The sequence below is a fragment of the Tabrizicola sp. YIM 78059 genome, from assembly GCF_004959785.1.
Lineage (GTDB): Bacteria > Pseudomonadota > Alphaproteobacteria > Rhodobacterales > Rhodobacteraceae > Tabrizicola > Tabrizicola caldifontis.
Genome location: NZ_SJZH01000002.1, coordinates 355,965 through 369,940, shown reverse-complemented (window position 1 = coordinate 369,940; position 13,976 = coordinate 355,965). Strand labels below are relative to the sequence as shown.

Sequence of the window (13,976 nt, the reverse complement as noted above, 5' to 3'; positions counted from 1 at the left end):
CAGCCTGCGGGGACATTCTGCCCCCGGCCCCTGCGCGGGCATCTGTCTGTCGGCAGCGTCATGCCGGGATAGTCTTTGCCGCCGTCTCATGATAGGCGATTGGGCATGAAACCCTTGCCCTCAAAAGACCAGATCCGGCAGTGGATCGCCGAAAACCCCGGCCTTTCGGCCAAGCGCGACATTGCCAGGGCCTTCGGGATCAAGGGTGACGCGCGGATCGAGCTGAAGCGGCTGCTGCGCGAGCTGGAGGGCGAGGGCGTGGTCGAGAAGTCGGCCCGCCGCTTCCGCGAGACAGGGGTATTGCCGCCGGTGGCGGTGTTGCAGGTTCTGGCACCGGACCGGGCGGGCGATCTTTACGCAAAACCCCTGGAGGAGGGCGTGGACGAAGGACCGCGCATCCTGATCGTGCCGAAGAAGGGCGATCCGGCGCTGGGGGCGGGCGACCGGATCCTTGCGCGGCTGACGAAGGTGGATCTGGACGATCACGCCTACGAGGCGCGGCTGATCCGCAAGCTGGGGTCGAACCCAGCCAAGGTGCTTGGGGTGTTCCGTTGGAACGCCGAGGGTGGCCGCATCCTGCCGATCGAAAAGGGGGCGGACAAGGAATGGCGCGTCGCGGCAGACATGACCATGGGCGCAAAGGACGGCGAACTGGTCGAGGCCGAGGCACTTGGCGGTCGCCGCCTCGGCCTGCCGGCGGCGCGGGTGATCGCGCGACTGGGCGATCCGGCAGGACCGCGCGCGGCAAGCCTGATCGCCATCCACCAGCACGGGATTCCCGATACCTTTCCCGATGAGGTGATCGCCGAGGCCGACCGGGCGGAGCCCGTGGGGATGGCAGGCCGCGAGGATCTGCGCGACCTGCCGCTGGTGACCATCGACCCGATCGATGCGCGCGACCGGGATGATGCGGTCTATGCCGAAGCCGACACCGACCTTGCGAATATCGGCGGCTTCGTGATCTGGGTTGCCATCGCCGACGTGGCGCATTTCGTCACACCCGGATCGGCGCTGGACCGCGAGGCACGTCGGCGGGGCAATTCCACCTATTTCCCCGACCGCGTGGTGCCGATGCTGCCCGACATCCTTTCGGGCGACCTGTGTTCGCTGCATGAAGGGGTGGATCGCGCCTGCATCGCGGTGCGGATGGTGATCGACAAGGACGGCCACAAGCGTAGCCATCGCTTCGTGCGCGGCATGATGCGCTCGGTCGCCTCGTTGCATTATGCGCAGGTGCAGGCGGCGGTGGACGGGGCGCCGGACGAAAAGACCGCGCCCTTGCTGGACCCGATCCTGCGGCCGCTTTACGCCGCCTATGCCGCGCTGGCACGGGCGCGCGAAGCGCGGCAGCCCCTGGACCTGGAACTGCCGGAACGCAAGATCGAGCTCGACGAGGAGGGCCGCGTCATCTCGGTCGCATTCAAGGAACGGCTGGAAGCGCACAGGCTGATCGAGGAGATGATGATCCTCGCCAATGTCGCCGCCGCCGAAGAGCTGATCCGACGGAAGCACCCACTGTTGTTCCGGGTGCACGAGGAACCTTCGCCGCTGAAGCTGGAGGGCCTGCGCGAGGTGGCCGAAAGCGCCGGTCTGACGCTGGCCAAGGGGCAGGTGTTGCAGACAAGGCACCTGAACCGGCTCTTGCAGCAGGCAGAGGGGACAGAGTTCGACGAGCTGATCAACCTGTCCACCCTGCGGTCGATGACCCAGGCCTATTACCACCCCGAGAATTTCGGCCATTTCGGCCTTGCCTTGCGGAACTACGCCCATTTCACCAGCCCGATCCGGCGCTATTCCGACCTGATCGTGCATCGCGCGCTGATCTCGGCCCATGGCTGGGGCAAGGACGGGCTGAGCCAGTGGGACATGGAGAACCTGGAAGAGACAGGGAAGCTGATTTCAGAAGCCGAGCGGCGCAGCATGGCAGCCGAACGGGACACGACCGACCGTTACCTCGCGGCCTATCTGGCCGACCGGGTGGGGGCCGAGTTCTCGGGCCGGATCTCTGGCGTGCAGCGGTTCGGGGTCTTCGTGCGCCTGGACGAGACCGGGGCGGACGGCCTGATTCCGGTGCGCGCGCTTGGGCGCGAGTATTTCCACTATGACGAGGGTAGCCAGACCCTGATGGGGGCAGAGACGGGGCTGACGCTCGGGATCGGGCAGAAGGTCGTGGTGCGGCTGGTCGAGGCGGCACCGGTGACCGGCGGGCTGATCCTGGAGCTTCTGTCGGTCGAGGGGGCGACGATGCGGCCGCCACGGCGGAAGGGTGGCAAGTATCAGCCGCGGAAGCCCGCTCAGGCGGCGGCAAAACGGCGCCTGGTGCGCAGGCGGAGGTGACGTGTCCGGGGGACTTCGCGTTCCCCGGCACCCCTGCGGGATATTTTTGCAGAGAGGAAGCACGATTCCGTGCGAATTGCGGCTGACTGATGGGGCAGGATGCGCGGGCTTGCAGGTGCGATCGGTGTCGTAGTGGTGGCGCTGGGGATGACCAGGGCGCAGACCATCCTGCCCGATCCCGTGGCGGGGGTGGACATGCAGATGGGGAATCAGGCGGGGCTTGAGGCCTGGGTTGCGGAATTCCGGTCCCGCGCACTGGCGGCAGGGGTTTCCGCTGAGGTGTTCGACGCCGCGCTGCGGGGGGTGACCTTCGATCCGAAGGTGGTCGAACGTGACCGCAAGCAGAACGAATTCAGCAAGACCATCTGGGATTACCTGGACACCGCCGTATCCGAAGACCGGGTCGCACTGGGGCTGAAGGCCATTGCCCGCCACCGCGACCTTCTTGAGCGGATCGAGGCGGACTACGGGGTGGAGAAGGAAGTCGTCGCCGCCGTATGGGGGCTGGAAAGCGCCTATGGCACCTATCGCGGCGATCTGCCGGTGCTGGGGTCGCTGGCGACGCTGGCCTACGAAGGGCGGCGGGGGGCCTTTTTCGAGGCCGAGCTGATCGCGGCGCTGCGGATCGTCGAGGGCGGGCATGTCGAACGGTTCGTCGGCTCGTGGGCCGGGGCGTCGGGGCATACGCAATTCATGCCCTCGTCGTGGGAAAAGTTTGCCGTCGATTTCGACGGCGACGGCAAGCGGAACCTCTGGGGGGACGATCCGGCGGATGCGCTGGCATCCGCGGCCAACTACCTGCGGCACTGGGGCTGGACGAAGGGCATGCCCTGGGGGGTTGAGGTGCGCCTGCCCGAAGGGTTCGACCATGACCAGACCACCGAACGGGTTGTAAAGCCGGTGGCCGAATGGCAGGCGATGGGGGTGCGGCTGGTGGACGGTGGCGATCTGCCGGATCACGGGCCGGGGTCGATCCTTCTGCCGGGCGGGCACCGGGGCGCGGCCTTCCTGATCTGGCCGAACTTCCAGGTGATCGAGAAATACAACACCGCAGATGCCTATGTCATCGCTATCGGCAGCCTGTCGGACCGGCTGAAGGGCGGGCCGCCGATCCGGCACGGCTGGCCACGCGAGCTTCGGGCGCTGACCCTGGCAGAACGGATGGAATTGCAGGAGCTGCTGGGAAAGGCCGGGTTCGATCCGGGAGGCGTGGACGGCCGCATGGGCCCCAAGACCGTGGCGGCCGTGAAAGCCTTTCAGAAGGCGCGCGGCCTGGTGCCGGACGGTTATCCCAGCCTCGAGGTGCTGGAACTGCTGCGCTGATCCCTTCGCGCAGGCCGCCGGGGCAGTCTGCCCCCGAACCCCCCGAGGGTATATCCGAAGGAGCAACTTGCATTTGCTCCTTGCCCGAATGCTCCCGCAGGAGGCACGCCCGAGCCGGTTGCGCGCGACTGTCGCGCGCAGAGGCGAGACAAGGGCTTGCGCCTGCCAAGGCGCTCGATCCGACAGGCGTCTCGACCCGCGCGGCGGCTGGTCTGCCGGGCGCGATCATGGCAGTATGTTCTTTGTTTGTTCCAGATCCCTGAGTCGCCATGCCCTTCGTCGAGCTTTCGACGCTCACGAATTTCACCTTCCTCACCGGGGCCTCGCACCCCGAAGAGGTCATTGTCCGTGCGGCCGAGTTGGGAATGCCCGCGCTGGCTGTGGCCGATGTGAATTCGGTCGCGGGTATCGTCCGGGCCCACACGAAGGCGCGCGAGATCGCGCGGGATGGCGGGCCGACGGTGCGGCTGATCCCCGCAGCGCGCATCGTGCTGACCGACGGGTTCCAGGCCACCTGCCTGCCGCGCGACCGGGCCGCCTGGGGGCGGCTTTGCCGACTGCTCAGCCTGGGCCAGTTGCGCGCGCCAAAGGGGCAGTGCCGGCTGGAACTGGCTGATCTTCTGGACTGGGGCGAAGGCATGGAGATGCTGGTCCTGCCGCCCGACCAGCGCCTGACGCTGGCCGAGGCGCCGCCTGCGCCGATGGGCGACAGTTCGCGCTGGCGGGGGCATGTCCGGGCGCTGGCAGAGCGGTTTGCAGGGCAGGTCAGCCTGGCCCTGGCACCGCGCTATGACGGGCAGGATGCAGACCGGTTCCGGCAGCTTTCCGATCTGGCCGCACGGCTGGGTGTGCCCCCGGTCGCGACCGCGCTGCCCTTCCTGCATCACGGGTCGCGCCGCCGTCTGGCCGATGTGCTGACTGCGATCCGCCTGGGCGTGCCGGTGGATCGGCTGGGCCGCCGGGCCCTGCCCAACAACGAGGGGCGGCTCAGGTCCGAGGCCGAGATGCTGCGCATCTTCCGGGGCCATGAGGCGACGGTGCATCGCAGCTCCGATGTCGCCGCGCGGGCCGCCTTTTCGCTGGACGAGTTGCGTTACGAATACCCTTCGGAGAATGCGCCCGGCGAGACGGCCAGCCAGCGTCTGGCCCGGCTGGCCGAGGAAGGCCTGCGATGGCGCTACCCGGAAGGCGCGCCCAGCAGGGTGCGGGCGCAGATGGCACATGAACTGGCGCTGATCGCAAAGCTGGCCTACGAGCCCTATTTCCTGACGGTCCATGACATCGTGGCCTTTGCGCGATCACGCGGCATCCTGTGCCAGGGTCGCGGTTCGGCAGCCAATTCCGTTGTCTGCTATGCGCTGGGCGTGACCTCGGTTTCCCCGGAAATCGGCACCATGGTGTTCGAACGCTTCATCTCCGAGGCGCGCAACGAGCCGCCCGACATCGACGTGGATTTCGAGCATGAGCGGCGGGAAGAGGTGATCCAGCACATCTACGACCGTTATGGCCGCCACCGCGCGGGGCTGTGCGCGACGGTGATCCACTATCGCGGCAAGCGCGCGGTGCGCGAGGTGGGCCGCGCGATGGGGCTTTCGCAGGACACGGTGGCCGCCATGTCCAGCCAGATCTGGGGCTGGGGGGGTCCGGGGGCGATCACCGACCAGCGACTGACGGAAATCGGGCTGGACCCGAAGGACCGCCGCCTGCGCCAGACCATGCGGCTCATCGACGAAATCCAGGGCTTTCCCCGGCATCTTTCCCAGCATGTCGGCGGCTTCGTCATCACCGAAGGCCGGCTGGACGAGCTTTGTCCGGTGGAAAACGCCACCATGGAGGACCGGACGATCATCCCCTGGGACAAGGACGACATCGACAGCCTGAAGATCCTGAAAGTGGATATCCTGGCGCTGGGGATGCTGAGCTGCATCCGCAAGGCCTTCGACCTGATCGAACGGCATCACCAGCAGCGCCTGACGCTGGCCACCCTGCCGCCCGAGGATCCGGCGACCTATGCCATGCTGTGCCGGGCGGATTCGCTGGGCGTCTTTCAGGTGGAAAGCCGCGCCCAGATGAACTTCCTGCCCCGGATGCGGCCACGCTGCTTCTATGACCTGGTGATCCAGGTGGCGATCATCCGTCCCGGCCCGATCCAGGGCGACATGGTGCATCCCTTCCTGCGTCGGCGGAACGGGCAGGAACCGGGCAGCTTCCCGTCCGACGATCTGGGCCGGGTTCTGGGCAAGACGCTGGGGGTGCCGCTGTTTCAGGAACAGGCGATGCAGATCGCCATCGTCGGCGCGGGCTTTACGCCGGAAGAGGCCGACCGGTTGCGCCGGTCGCTGGCGACCTTCAAGAAACACGGGTCGGTCAGCGAGTTTCACGACCGCTTCATCGGCGGCATGCTGGCGCGCGGCTATGACGAGGATTTCGCCCGCCGCTGCTTTGCCCAGATCGAGGGCTTCGGCAGTTACGGCTTCCCCGAAAGCCATGCGGCAAGCTTCGCGCTTCTGGTCTATGCCTCGGCCTGGATCAAGCGGCACCATCCCGGCATCTTCGCCTGCGCGCTTCTGAACAGCCAGCCGATGGGCTTTTACGCCCCGGCCCAGATCGTGCGCGATGCGCGGGAACATGGGGTAGTGGTGCTCCCGCCCTGCATCAACGCCAGCCACTGGGACAATGTGATGGAATGGCTGACCCGCCCCGGCCAGCCGCCGGACCTCGCGCTGCGGCTGGGGTTTCGCCAGATCAAGGGCATCGCCGAGGAAGAGGCGCGCTGGATCGTGGCGGCGCGGGGGAATGGCTATCAGGCGGTTCAGGATGTCTGGCGCCGCGCCGGGGTGGGGCCTGCGGTGCTGGCGCGTCTGGCCGAGGCCGATGCATTTGCGGTTCTGGGCCTGAGCCGCCGCGAGGCGCTCTGGGCCGCCGAGGCGCTGGCGCCGGGGCCGGCCTTGCCGCTGTTTTCCGGCGATATCGAGGGCGAAGCGATCGTCGAGCCTGCCGTGCAGTTCCGCGAGATGACGCTGGGCGAGGCGGTGGTCGAGGATTACCTGGCCATGCGCCTGACGCTTCGGGCGCACCCGATGGCGCTCTTGCGTCCCGTGCTGGACGCGGCCTGAGCGGGATGCCCGCCCACCCTTCTCCCCTCCCCACAAGGGCGAGAGGATGAGGGCGGGGGGCTGGTAGGCAGAACCGGCACCACGTCGCCCCTTGCCCCTGCCGCGCGGGCGGGCGACAAGCCTGCGCATGTTCGAGGTTGCCCTGTCGCTTGCCCTTTTCCTGATCCTCGCGGCCTTTGTCGCCGGGGTGATCGACAGCATCGCGGGCGGCGGCGGGCTGGTCACGGTGCCGGCCCTTCTTCTGGCCGGGGCTTCGCCGGTCGAGGCCTTGGCCACGAACAAGTTGCAGGGCACCTTCGGGGCGGGCACGGCGATGCTGGCCTATGCGCGCGCAGGGCACGTCCGCCCACAGGACCAGTTGGGGATGGCGGCGATCAGCGCCATCGCAGGGGCGGGGGGCGCGCTGGTGGCGCATCTGATCCCGGCCGAGGTCCTGCGGATCATCATGCCCATCGTCCTGATCGGCGTCGCGGGCTTCTTCGCGGTGAAGCCGGGCCTGTCTGACGATGCCCGCGCCGCGCGCATCCCGCCGCCGGTCTTTGCGGTGACGCTGGTGCCGCTGGTTGCCGCCTATGACGGCTTCTTCGGGCCCGGCACGGGGTCGTTCTTCATGCTGGGGTTCGTGATGCTGGCGGGCTACGGCATCCTGAAGGCCACGGCGCATACGAAGATGCTGAACTTCGCCTCGAACGTGGGCAGCCTTCTCGTCTTCATCCCCACGGGGGCCACCTGGTGGGCGGTGGGCCTGGCGATGGCCGCCGCGCAGGTCGCAGGCGCCACGCTTGGCGCGCGGCTGGCCATGCGCATCGGTGCGGGGCTGATCAAGCCACTTCTGGTCGTCGTCTCCACCGCCATGGCGCTGCGGCTGTTGTGGCAGGCACTGGTCGGTTGACGGGCGCAAATCGCCGCACCTGCATTGTGCGCCCCCCTTGCCTGACTATCTCTGTCGGGAAAGGAGCAAGGCCCATGACCGACACCCCCCATCGCCCGCTTGATCGCCACAAGACCCCCCAGGGCCTGTCCGACCGCGTCGCCCTGGGAGTCGTGAAATTCATGCGCGTCTTCGCCGACGCCTTCTTTTCCAGACGCTACGGCCACCGCGCCGTGGTGCTGGAAACCGTCGCCGCCGTCCCGGGCATGGTCGGTGGGCTCTTGCAGCACCTGAAGGCGCTGCGCCACATCCGCGAGGATCAGGGCTGGATCCGCGAACTTCTGGACGAGGCCGAGAACGAGCGGATGCACCTGATGACCTTCATCCACATCGCGCAACCGTCGCTCTTCGAGCGGGGGCTGATCATGGTCGGCCAGGCGATCTTCTTCAACGCCTATTTCTTCCTTTACCTCTTCTTCCCCAAGACCGCGCATCGCGTGGTGGGCTATCTGGAGGAGGAGGCGGTGGTCAGCTACACCGCCTATCTGGCCGAGGTGGATGCCGGTCGGGTCGAGAATGTCCCTGCGCCGCAGATCGCGATCGACTACTGGCACCTGCCGGAAACGGCGCGGCTGCGCGATGTGATCATCGCCGTCCGTGCCGACGAGGCCAGACACCGCGATGTGAACCACGGCTTTGCCGATGCGCTGGCGGGCCGTGCGAAGCCCTCGACCGCGCCCCACGCGGCGGAATGATCTGGCACGCCCAAGAATTTTCGCCGGAAATTCCTGGGCTTCCCGCCCATCAGGGTCAAAGATCCCTGCCCCAGTCGGCAGCCTGCATCTCGCGCAGGCGGCTGGCGGTGCGTTCGAACTCGAAGGCGCCGGTGCCCTCCAGATAGAGCCGTTCGGGCACATCGGCAGCCGAGGCAATCAGGCGTACCTTCGCCTCATAGAGCGCATCGATCAGGGTAACGAAGCGCTTGGCTTCGTTGTAGTTCTCGGCCGAAAGCTGGGGAATGTCCTCAAGGATCAGCACCCGAACGGCCTGGGCGATGGCAAGATAGTCTGCCGGGCCGAGCGGCTTGGCGCAGAGGTCCCAGAACGTCGCCCGGCCCACACCATTGGCAAAGCGCGGCAGGGTCAGGCTTCGGCCATTCACGGTCAGCACCAGCGGCTCGTCCGGCGCCCCGCCGGTCAGGTCGGTCCAGATCGCGGCGATCTGCGCTGTCGCCTTGCTGGCAGGGTGGAAATAGACCTGTGCGCCTTCCAGCCGGTGCCGGCGGTAATCCGTCGGGCTTTCCAGTTCCACGACATGCAGACGGGTTTCCAGCATGGCGATGAAGGGCAGGAAGAGAGCGCGGTTCAGCCCGTTCCTGTACAGATCCTGCGGCGGACGGTTCGAGGTGGTCACGATCACCACCCCGGCGGCGAACAGCTTCTCGAACAGCCGGCCGACAATCATCGCATCGGTGATGTCGGTGATCTGCATCTCGTCAAAGGCCAGAAGCCGCGTGTCGCGGATCACCGCCTCGGCCACGGGGGCCAGCGCGTCCTCGACCCCGCGCTTGCGGGCCTCGTGCATGCCCTTGTGGATTTCCTGCATGAAGGCATGGAAATGCACGCGCCGCTTCTGGCGGATGTCGGTCGCCTCGGTGAACAGATCCATCAGCATCGACTTGCCGCGCCCGACCCCGCCCCACAGATACAGGCCCTTGGGCGGGGTGATCGGCTTGGCGAAAAGGCCGGCGAAAAGCCCCACGCGGCGGTTTGCATTGGTTTCCAGCCAGAGGCGCAGCTCTTCCAGCAGGGGCAGAACGGCATGTTGCGCGGGGTCGGCGCGCAGGGTGCCTGCGGCCACGCGGGCCTCGTAGATTTCTGTCAGCGTCCGGCGCATCAGAGCGGGGCGAGGGTCAACCCCTCGGGACCATGGATCGGCCCCGGAAGGCCGCGGACCAGCAGGCGGGACCAGTGACCCTCACGCACGCGGTCGGCGAGCGGGGGCTGGAACAGTTCCATCACCCCGCCATGAAAGGCAAGGAACCGCACGGGAATCGTGCCTTCGGGGCGTGAAAGATCGACCGCGGCGATCAGACGTGCGCCATGGCCTTCAAGGAATTCCTGCATCGCGGCAAGATCGGCGCAGGGGATGCCGACATGGTCCTGCCCCGTTTCGGCAGGCGCCCCGGCGAGGCGTTGGCACAGTTCGATCCGCGCACCTTCCGGGCCCGAGAGATAGACGAATCGCAGGCCCGCTTCCCAGAATTCAGCAATCATCTCGGGCCCGTTCGGGGTGACATCGGCCAGCGCGATGCCCCGGCCGGTCAAGCGGGACAGGGTCGCGTCCATGTCGGGGACGGTCAGGGCGACATGGTCGATGCGGCCGTGACCGGTGGCCCGACCTTCGACCAGCCGCAGCGCCTGGCTTCGCAGATGCCACAAGCCGCCATCTTGCACAAAGCCGAAGTCGGCAAGCACATTTGCGGCTCGGGTGGTGTCGGCAACGGTCAGTTCGGGCACCAGCATCGCAGCCCCCCTCAGGCAAAGGTCATGGGGTCGGGGCCGCAGCGGACGCCTTCGTCCAGCGTCGCCATGGCGGCCATTTCCCCGGGCGCCAGTTCGAAATCGTCCAGCGCAAGATTTTCGGCCAGCCCCACCGCACGGGTGGAGCGGGGGATCACCGATACTCCAAGCTGCAGGTGCCAGCGCAGGATGACCTGGGCCGGCGTCTTGCCGGTGCGGGCTGCGGCATCGCGCACGGGCGGGGCGTCAAAACTGCGGCCCTGTCCCAAAGGCGTCCAGCTTTGCGTGACGATGCCCATCCGGTCGTGCAGCGCGCGCAGGTCCGCCTGTTGCAGGCGGGGGTTCAGCTCGATCTGGTTCAGCACCGGAACAACGCCGGTTTCGCCTACCAGCCGTTCCAGATGCTCGCCCATGAAGTTCGAAACGCCGATCGACCGCACCCGCCCTTCGTCGCGCAGGCGGATCAGGGCGCGCCAGGTGTCAAGATAGCGGTCGCGTGCCGGGCAGGGCCAGTGAATCAGGCAAAGCTCCACCCGCTCCATCCCCAGCCTCGCAAGGCTCGCCTCGACCGCGCAAAGGGTGGAATCATACCCCTGATCGTCGTTCCAGACCTTCGTGGTGACGAAAACCTCGTCACGCGGCAAACCGCTTTGCCGCACGCCTTCGCCCAGACCTTCCTCGTTGCCGTAGATCGCCGCGCCGTCCACCAGACGATAGCCCAGGCGCAGCGCGGTCGCGACGGTTTCGGCAGTCGCGGCGGCGGGAACCTGCCAGATGCCAAGGCCAAGGCGGGGAATGTAGTGTCCGTCGTTCAGGCGCAGGCGTTGGGTCGGCATCTTCGTTCCTTCTCATGACCGGCCGAGAAAGCGCAAACCCTGCCCCCATGGCAAGAGGCAAAACGTCCCCGTCAGCGACAGGGCGGCCGGGCAGCGGCTGGCCCACATGTCAGCCGGAACGCCGGGAGCACACCCCTGGAAGCCGGGAAAGCGTGCCCGGACATGGTCGGTTTCAGCAGACGACATCGCAGGTGCAGGATCAGGCTGCCGGTTCCGCCCGACAGGGCAAGCCCGGCCGGCACGGCTGCAGTCGATTCGCGCTGTGCACAGCGGCGGCCCCCCGGTTCGCATGTGCCAGCCAGGAGGTTCGCCTTGTCCGGGGCGCGCATGGCAAGGGCCTTCAGCAGCCTGCCATGAACGGCGGGATGCCCGTGACGCAGGATGCCGCTGCGGTCGTAAAGGGCCCGCGTCACACAGCCCCCTGCCGCAGGGCCAGAAGCCCGCACACCAGCGGACCGAAATCCAGATCATTGGCCCGCTGCAGCTCTGCCACCCGGTCGGCAGGCAGGCACACCATGCCGCAGCATGCCGCGGCCATGCCGCAGGCCATCGCCCCGATCGTATCGGTATCGTCGCCGATGTTCGCCGCGATCAGCGCCGCCTCCCAGGGATCACCCCCCGCCAGTCGGACCACGCCGAAGGCGCAGGCGACCGACTCCATGCTCTGCACCGAGGTTCCGATCCGCTGTGCCAGTGCCGCCTCGCCCTCTGTCGCCACCTCGAGCGCCAGCGCGATCCTGTCGGCCATCGCCTGATGGGCCGCTGCATTGCCCCCTACCGGGGGACGCCTTGCCGTGGACAGGGCCAGTGGCAGCGCCGCCTCGAAACCCGACCCGGCGATGCCCTGACTGACCACCATTGCCACGGCTGCCGCACCGGCCAGCGCCTCGCCCCGGCCATGCGTCAGGCGCGAGACCCGCGTCACGCGCGCCACCATCCGCGCCGGATCAGGCGGCGTTGCGATGCCCACCGGCGCGATCCGCATCGCAGCGCCGTTCGTCGCACCGTTCCGTCCCGCCTCGGCCGGCGAAACCCCCGCCTGCAAGGCCAGAAGCGCCGCCTTGCTGGACGGCCCCAGAAGGTCGCGCAGCCCCCGCGCCAGGATGTCGCGTTCCCACGCCAGAAGATCGCAGGCCCAGGCGGATTCATCGAAGTCCGGGGCATCGGCCAACAGCCGCCGCGCAAGAAGAAGCGTCTGTTCGGTGTCATCCGTCACCTGCGCGGCCCGCAGCCCGTGGGATATGGGGTGCCCCTCGATCGGCACCCTGAACCCTTCGATCCTGCCATAGATCGCCCGGATCGCCGCGCGGTCCAGCGTCTGCGACGGCATTCCCAGGGCATCACCCAGCGCAATGCCGGTCAGCGCAGCAAGCGCGCGATCCTCGGCCAGCGCGTTCATCGCTGCACCCTGGGGCCTGGGCACCGCTTCGGCGGCAGCATGATGCTGGCGTTGCTGGCAGGGCTGGGGGATTGGTCCGGCGTCACGCAGCAAGCCTACGACAGAACGCCGGGCATTCAAACCGCGGCAGCATGGGCCATCATCCCGCCGGGGCTACAAAGGGTCGGCGACTGCAGGGCGCAGGGCCCGCGCGCGGATTCACCCTTGACCTCGGGAAGCCGCGCGCTTAATCCGCCCGCCAGTGGCTAGGTAGCTCAGCTGGTTAGAGCGTGCGACTCATAATCGCAAGGTCGAGGGTTCGAGTCCCTCCCTCGCCACCATTTCATCCCTGAAAGTTTCTGGAACACACGCCGCCGGCTCGGCAGTGTCCGGCCTTGCATCGCTGTGGCCTTTCACGGACCCGGCCGCCCGCGAAGGGCAAACCGGATCGCTGAATTCCATCACGGGTTGCACCTGTCGCCGATCGCCTTCCGTCGGGGGAACAAATGCTTTGACAGGGCACGGCGTTCGCCCAAATCTGGCACCCGGAAGGCACTTCCGGGCAACGGAAGGCGAAACAACAACCAACAGTGACGGGAGACAGCAATGAAGATGGGTTACCCAATGGCGTTCGCGGCGCTGGCCGTCAGCGCCGGTGCGGCATTTGCGGAAGTGGAAAGCACCGATCCGATCAAGCTGACGCTGCATGACTGGACCGGGCAGCTCATCACCACCAACATCATGGCTGCCGTGCTGGAAGAAGCGGGTTACAATGTCGAGCTGGTGCAGGCGGATTACCTCGCCCAGTTCGCCGGCCTGGAGACGGGTGATCTGCATGTCGCCATGGAAATCTGGGAAACCACCGGGCGGGAAGCGATGGATGCGGCAACCGCCACGGGCAATGTCGTCGTGATGGGCGAAACCGGGATGCTGGCGAAAGAGGAATGGTGGTACCCGGAATACATGAAGGAAAAGTGCCCGGGCCTGCCTGACTGGCAGGCGCTGAATGACTGCGCAGAGCAGTTCGCCACCCCCGAAACCGCTCCGAAGGGCCGCTATCTGGGGGGGCCGGTCACCTGGGGCGGTTTCGATGAAGAACGCGTCGCGGCGCTGGGCTTGAACTACGAGGTGATCCACGCAGGCACCGATGCCGCCATGTTCGCCGAACTGGAATCCGCCTATCAGCGCCAGGCGCCGATCCTGCTGTGGGTCTATGCGCCGCATTGGGCCCCACAGAAGTTCAAGGGCGAATGGGTGGAATTTCCGCCTTACGAGCCGGCCTGCTACACCGATCCGGCCTGGGGTCCGAACCCGCAGGCCACACATGACTGCGGCAAGCCTTTCGGCCCGATCTGGAAGGTTGCCTACAAGGGCCTGGCCGAGAAATGGCCAGGCGCGGCAAAGGCAGTAGAAGCCTTCAGGATCGACAATGACACGATGGGCGGCATGATTGCCAAGGTCGATCTTGAGGGCCAGTCGGTCGAGGATGTGGTCGACGAATGGATGACCGCGAACGAGGCCCTCTGGACCAGCTGGATCGAGTGATCCCGACCGGCGGAATGGCCCCGGGGCCATTCCGCCGCAATCGTGACC

Annotated in this window: 10 protein-coding genes and 1 tRNA gene; 7 read left to right on the top strand and 4 right to left on the bottom strand. The window is 67.2% G+C overall.

All coding sequences use genetic code 11. The features are described from left to right. Nucleotides 1-105: 105 nt before the first annotated feature. From rnr to EZM81_RS04395, 5 genes are all read left to right on the top strand, one after another. Nucleotides 106-2,337: a ribonuclease R gene (rnr, locus tag EZM81_RS04415; protein ID WP_136644912.1), complete on the top strand. Its 2,232-nt coding sequence runs from the start codon at nt 106-108 to the stop codon at nt 2,335-2,337. A 99-nt stretch (nt 2,338-2,436) separates the two neighbouring features. Further along, the gene (locus EZM81_RS04410; RefSeq protein WP_136644911.1) at nt 2,437-3,660 is read left to right on the top strand and encodes a lytic murein transglycosylase; all 1,224 of its coding nucleotides are present in this window, start codon (nt 2,437-2,439) and stop codon (nt 3,658-3,660) included. 269 nt (nt 3,661-3,929) lie between these two features. Continuing rightward, the gene (locus EZM81_RS04405; RefSeq protein ID WP_136644910.1) at nt 3,930-6,776 is read left to right on the top strand and encodes an error-prone DNA polymerase; all 2,847 of its coding nucleotides are present in this window, start codon (nt 3,930-3,932) and stop codon (nt 6,774-6,776) included. 127 nt (nt 6,777-6,903) lie between these two features. Further along, entirely contained in the window at nt 6,904-7,668 is a 765-nt protein-coding gene (locus EZM81_RS04400; RefSeq protein ID WP_136644909.1) for a TSUP family transporter, read from the top strand. A gap of 74 nt (nt 7,669-7,742) precedes the next feature. Then, nucleotides 7,743-8,402, top strand: coding sequence for an alternative oxidase (locus EZM81_RS04395; RefSeq protein ID WP_136644908.1), 660 nt, complete (start codon nt 7,743-7,745; stop codon nt 8,400-8,402). 55 nt (nt 8,403-8,457) lie between these two features. Here the strand turns inward: EZM81_RS04395 and zapE are convergent, their stop codons facing one another. The 4 genes from zapE to EZM81_RS04375 form a co-directional block, all read right to left on the bottom strand. Beyond that, nucleotides 8,458-9,543 (bottom strand): cell division protein ZapE, encoded by a 1,086-nt coding sequence (zapE, locus tag EZM81_RS04390; RefSeq protein WP_136644907.1) that lies wholly within the window; start codon nt 9,541-9,543, stop codon nt 8,458-8,460. Beyond that, complete coding sequence (locus EZM81_RS04385; protein WP_136644906.1) at nt 9,543-10,172, bottom strand: VOC family protein; 630 nt, start codon at nt 10,170-10,172, stop codon at nt 9,543-9,545. The genes zapE and EZM81_RS04385 overlap by 1 nt, the downstream gene beginning before the upstream one ends. Before the next feature lie 11 nt (nt 10,173-10,183). Further along, nucleotides 10,184-11,005 (bottom strand): aldo/keto reductase, encoded by an 822-nt coding sequence (locus tag EZM81_RS04380; protein WP_136644905.1) that lies wholly within the window; start codon nt 11,003-11,005, stop codon nt 10,184-10,186. Between the two features lie 409 nt (nt 11,006-11,414). Then, on the bottom strand, nt 11,415-12,428 hold the full coding sequence (locus EZM81_RS04375; protein WP_248298134.1) for an ADP-ribosylglycohydrolase family protein: 1,014 nt from the start codon (nt 12,426-12,428) through the stop codon (nt 11,415-11,417). A gap of 219 nt (nt 12,429-12,647) precedes the next feature. Here EZM81_RS04375 and EZM81_RS04370 point away from each other — a divergent pair. Further along, nucleotides 12,648-12,724 (top strand) — tRNA-Met (locus tag EZM81_RS04370). 265 nt (nt 12,725-12,989) lie between these two features. Next, nucleotides 12,990-13,928, top strand: a complete 939-nt coding sequence (locus EZM81_RS04365; RefSeq protein WP_135447592.1) for an ABC transporter substrate-binding protein — start codon at nt 12,990-12,992, stop codon at nt 13,926-13,928. Nucleotides 13,929-13,976: the final 48 nt, after the last annotated feature.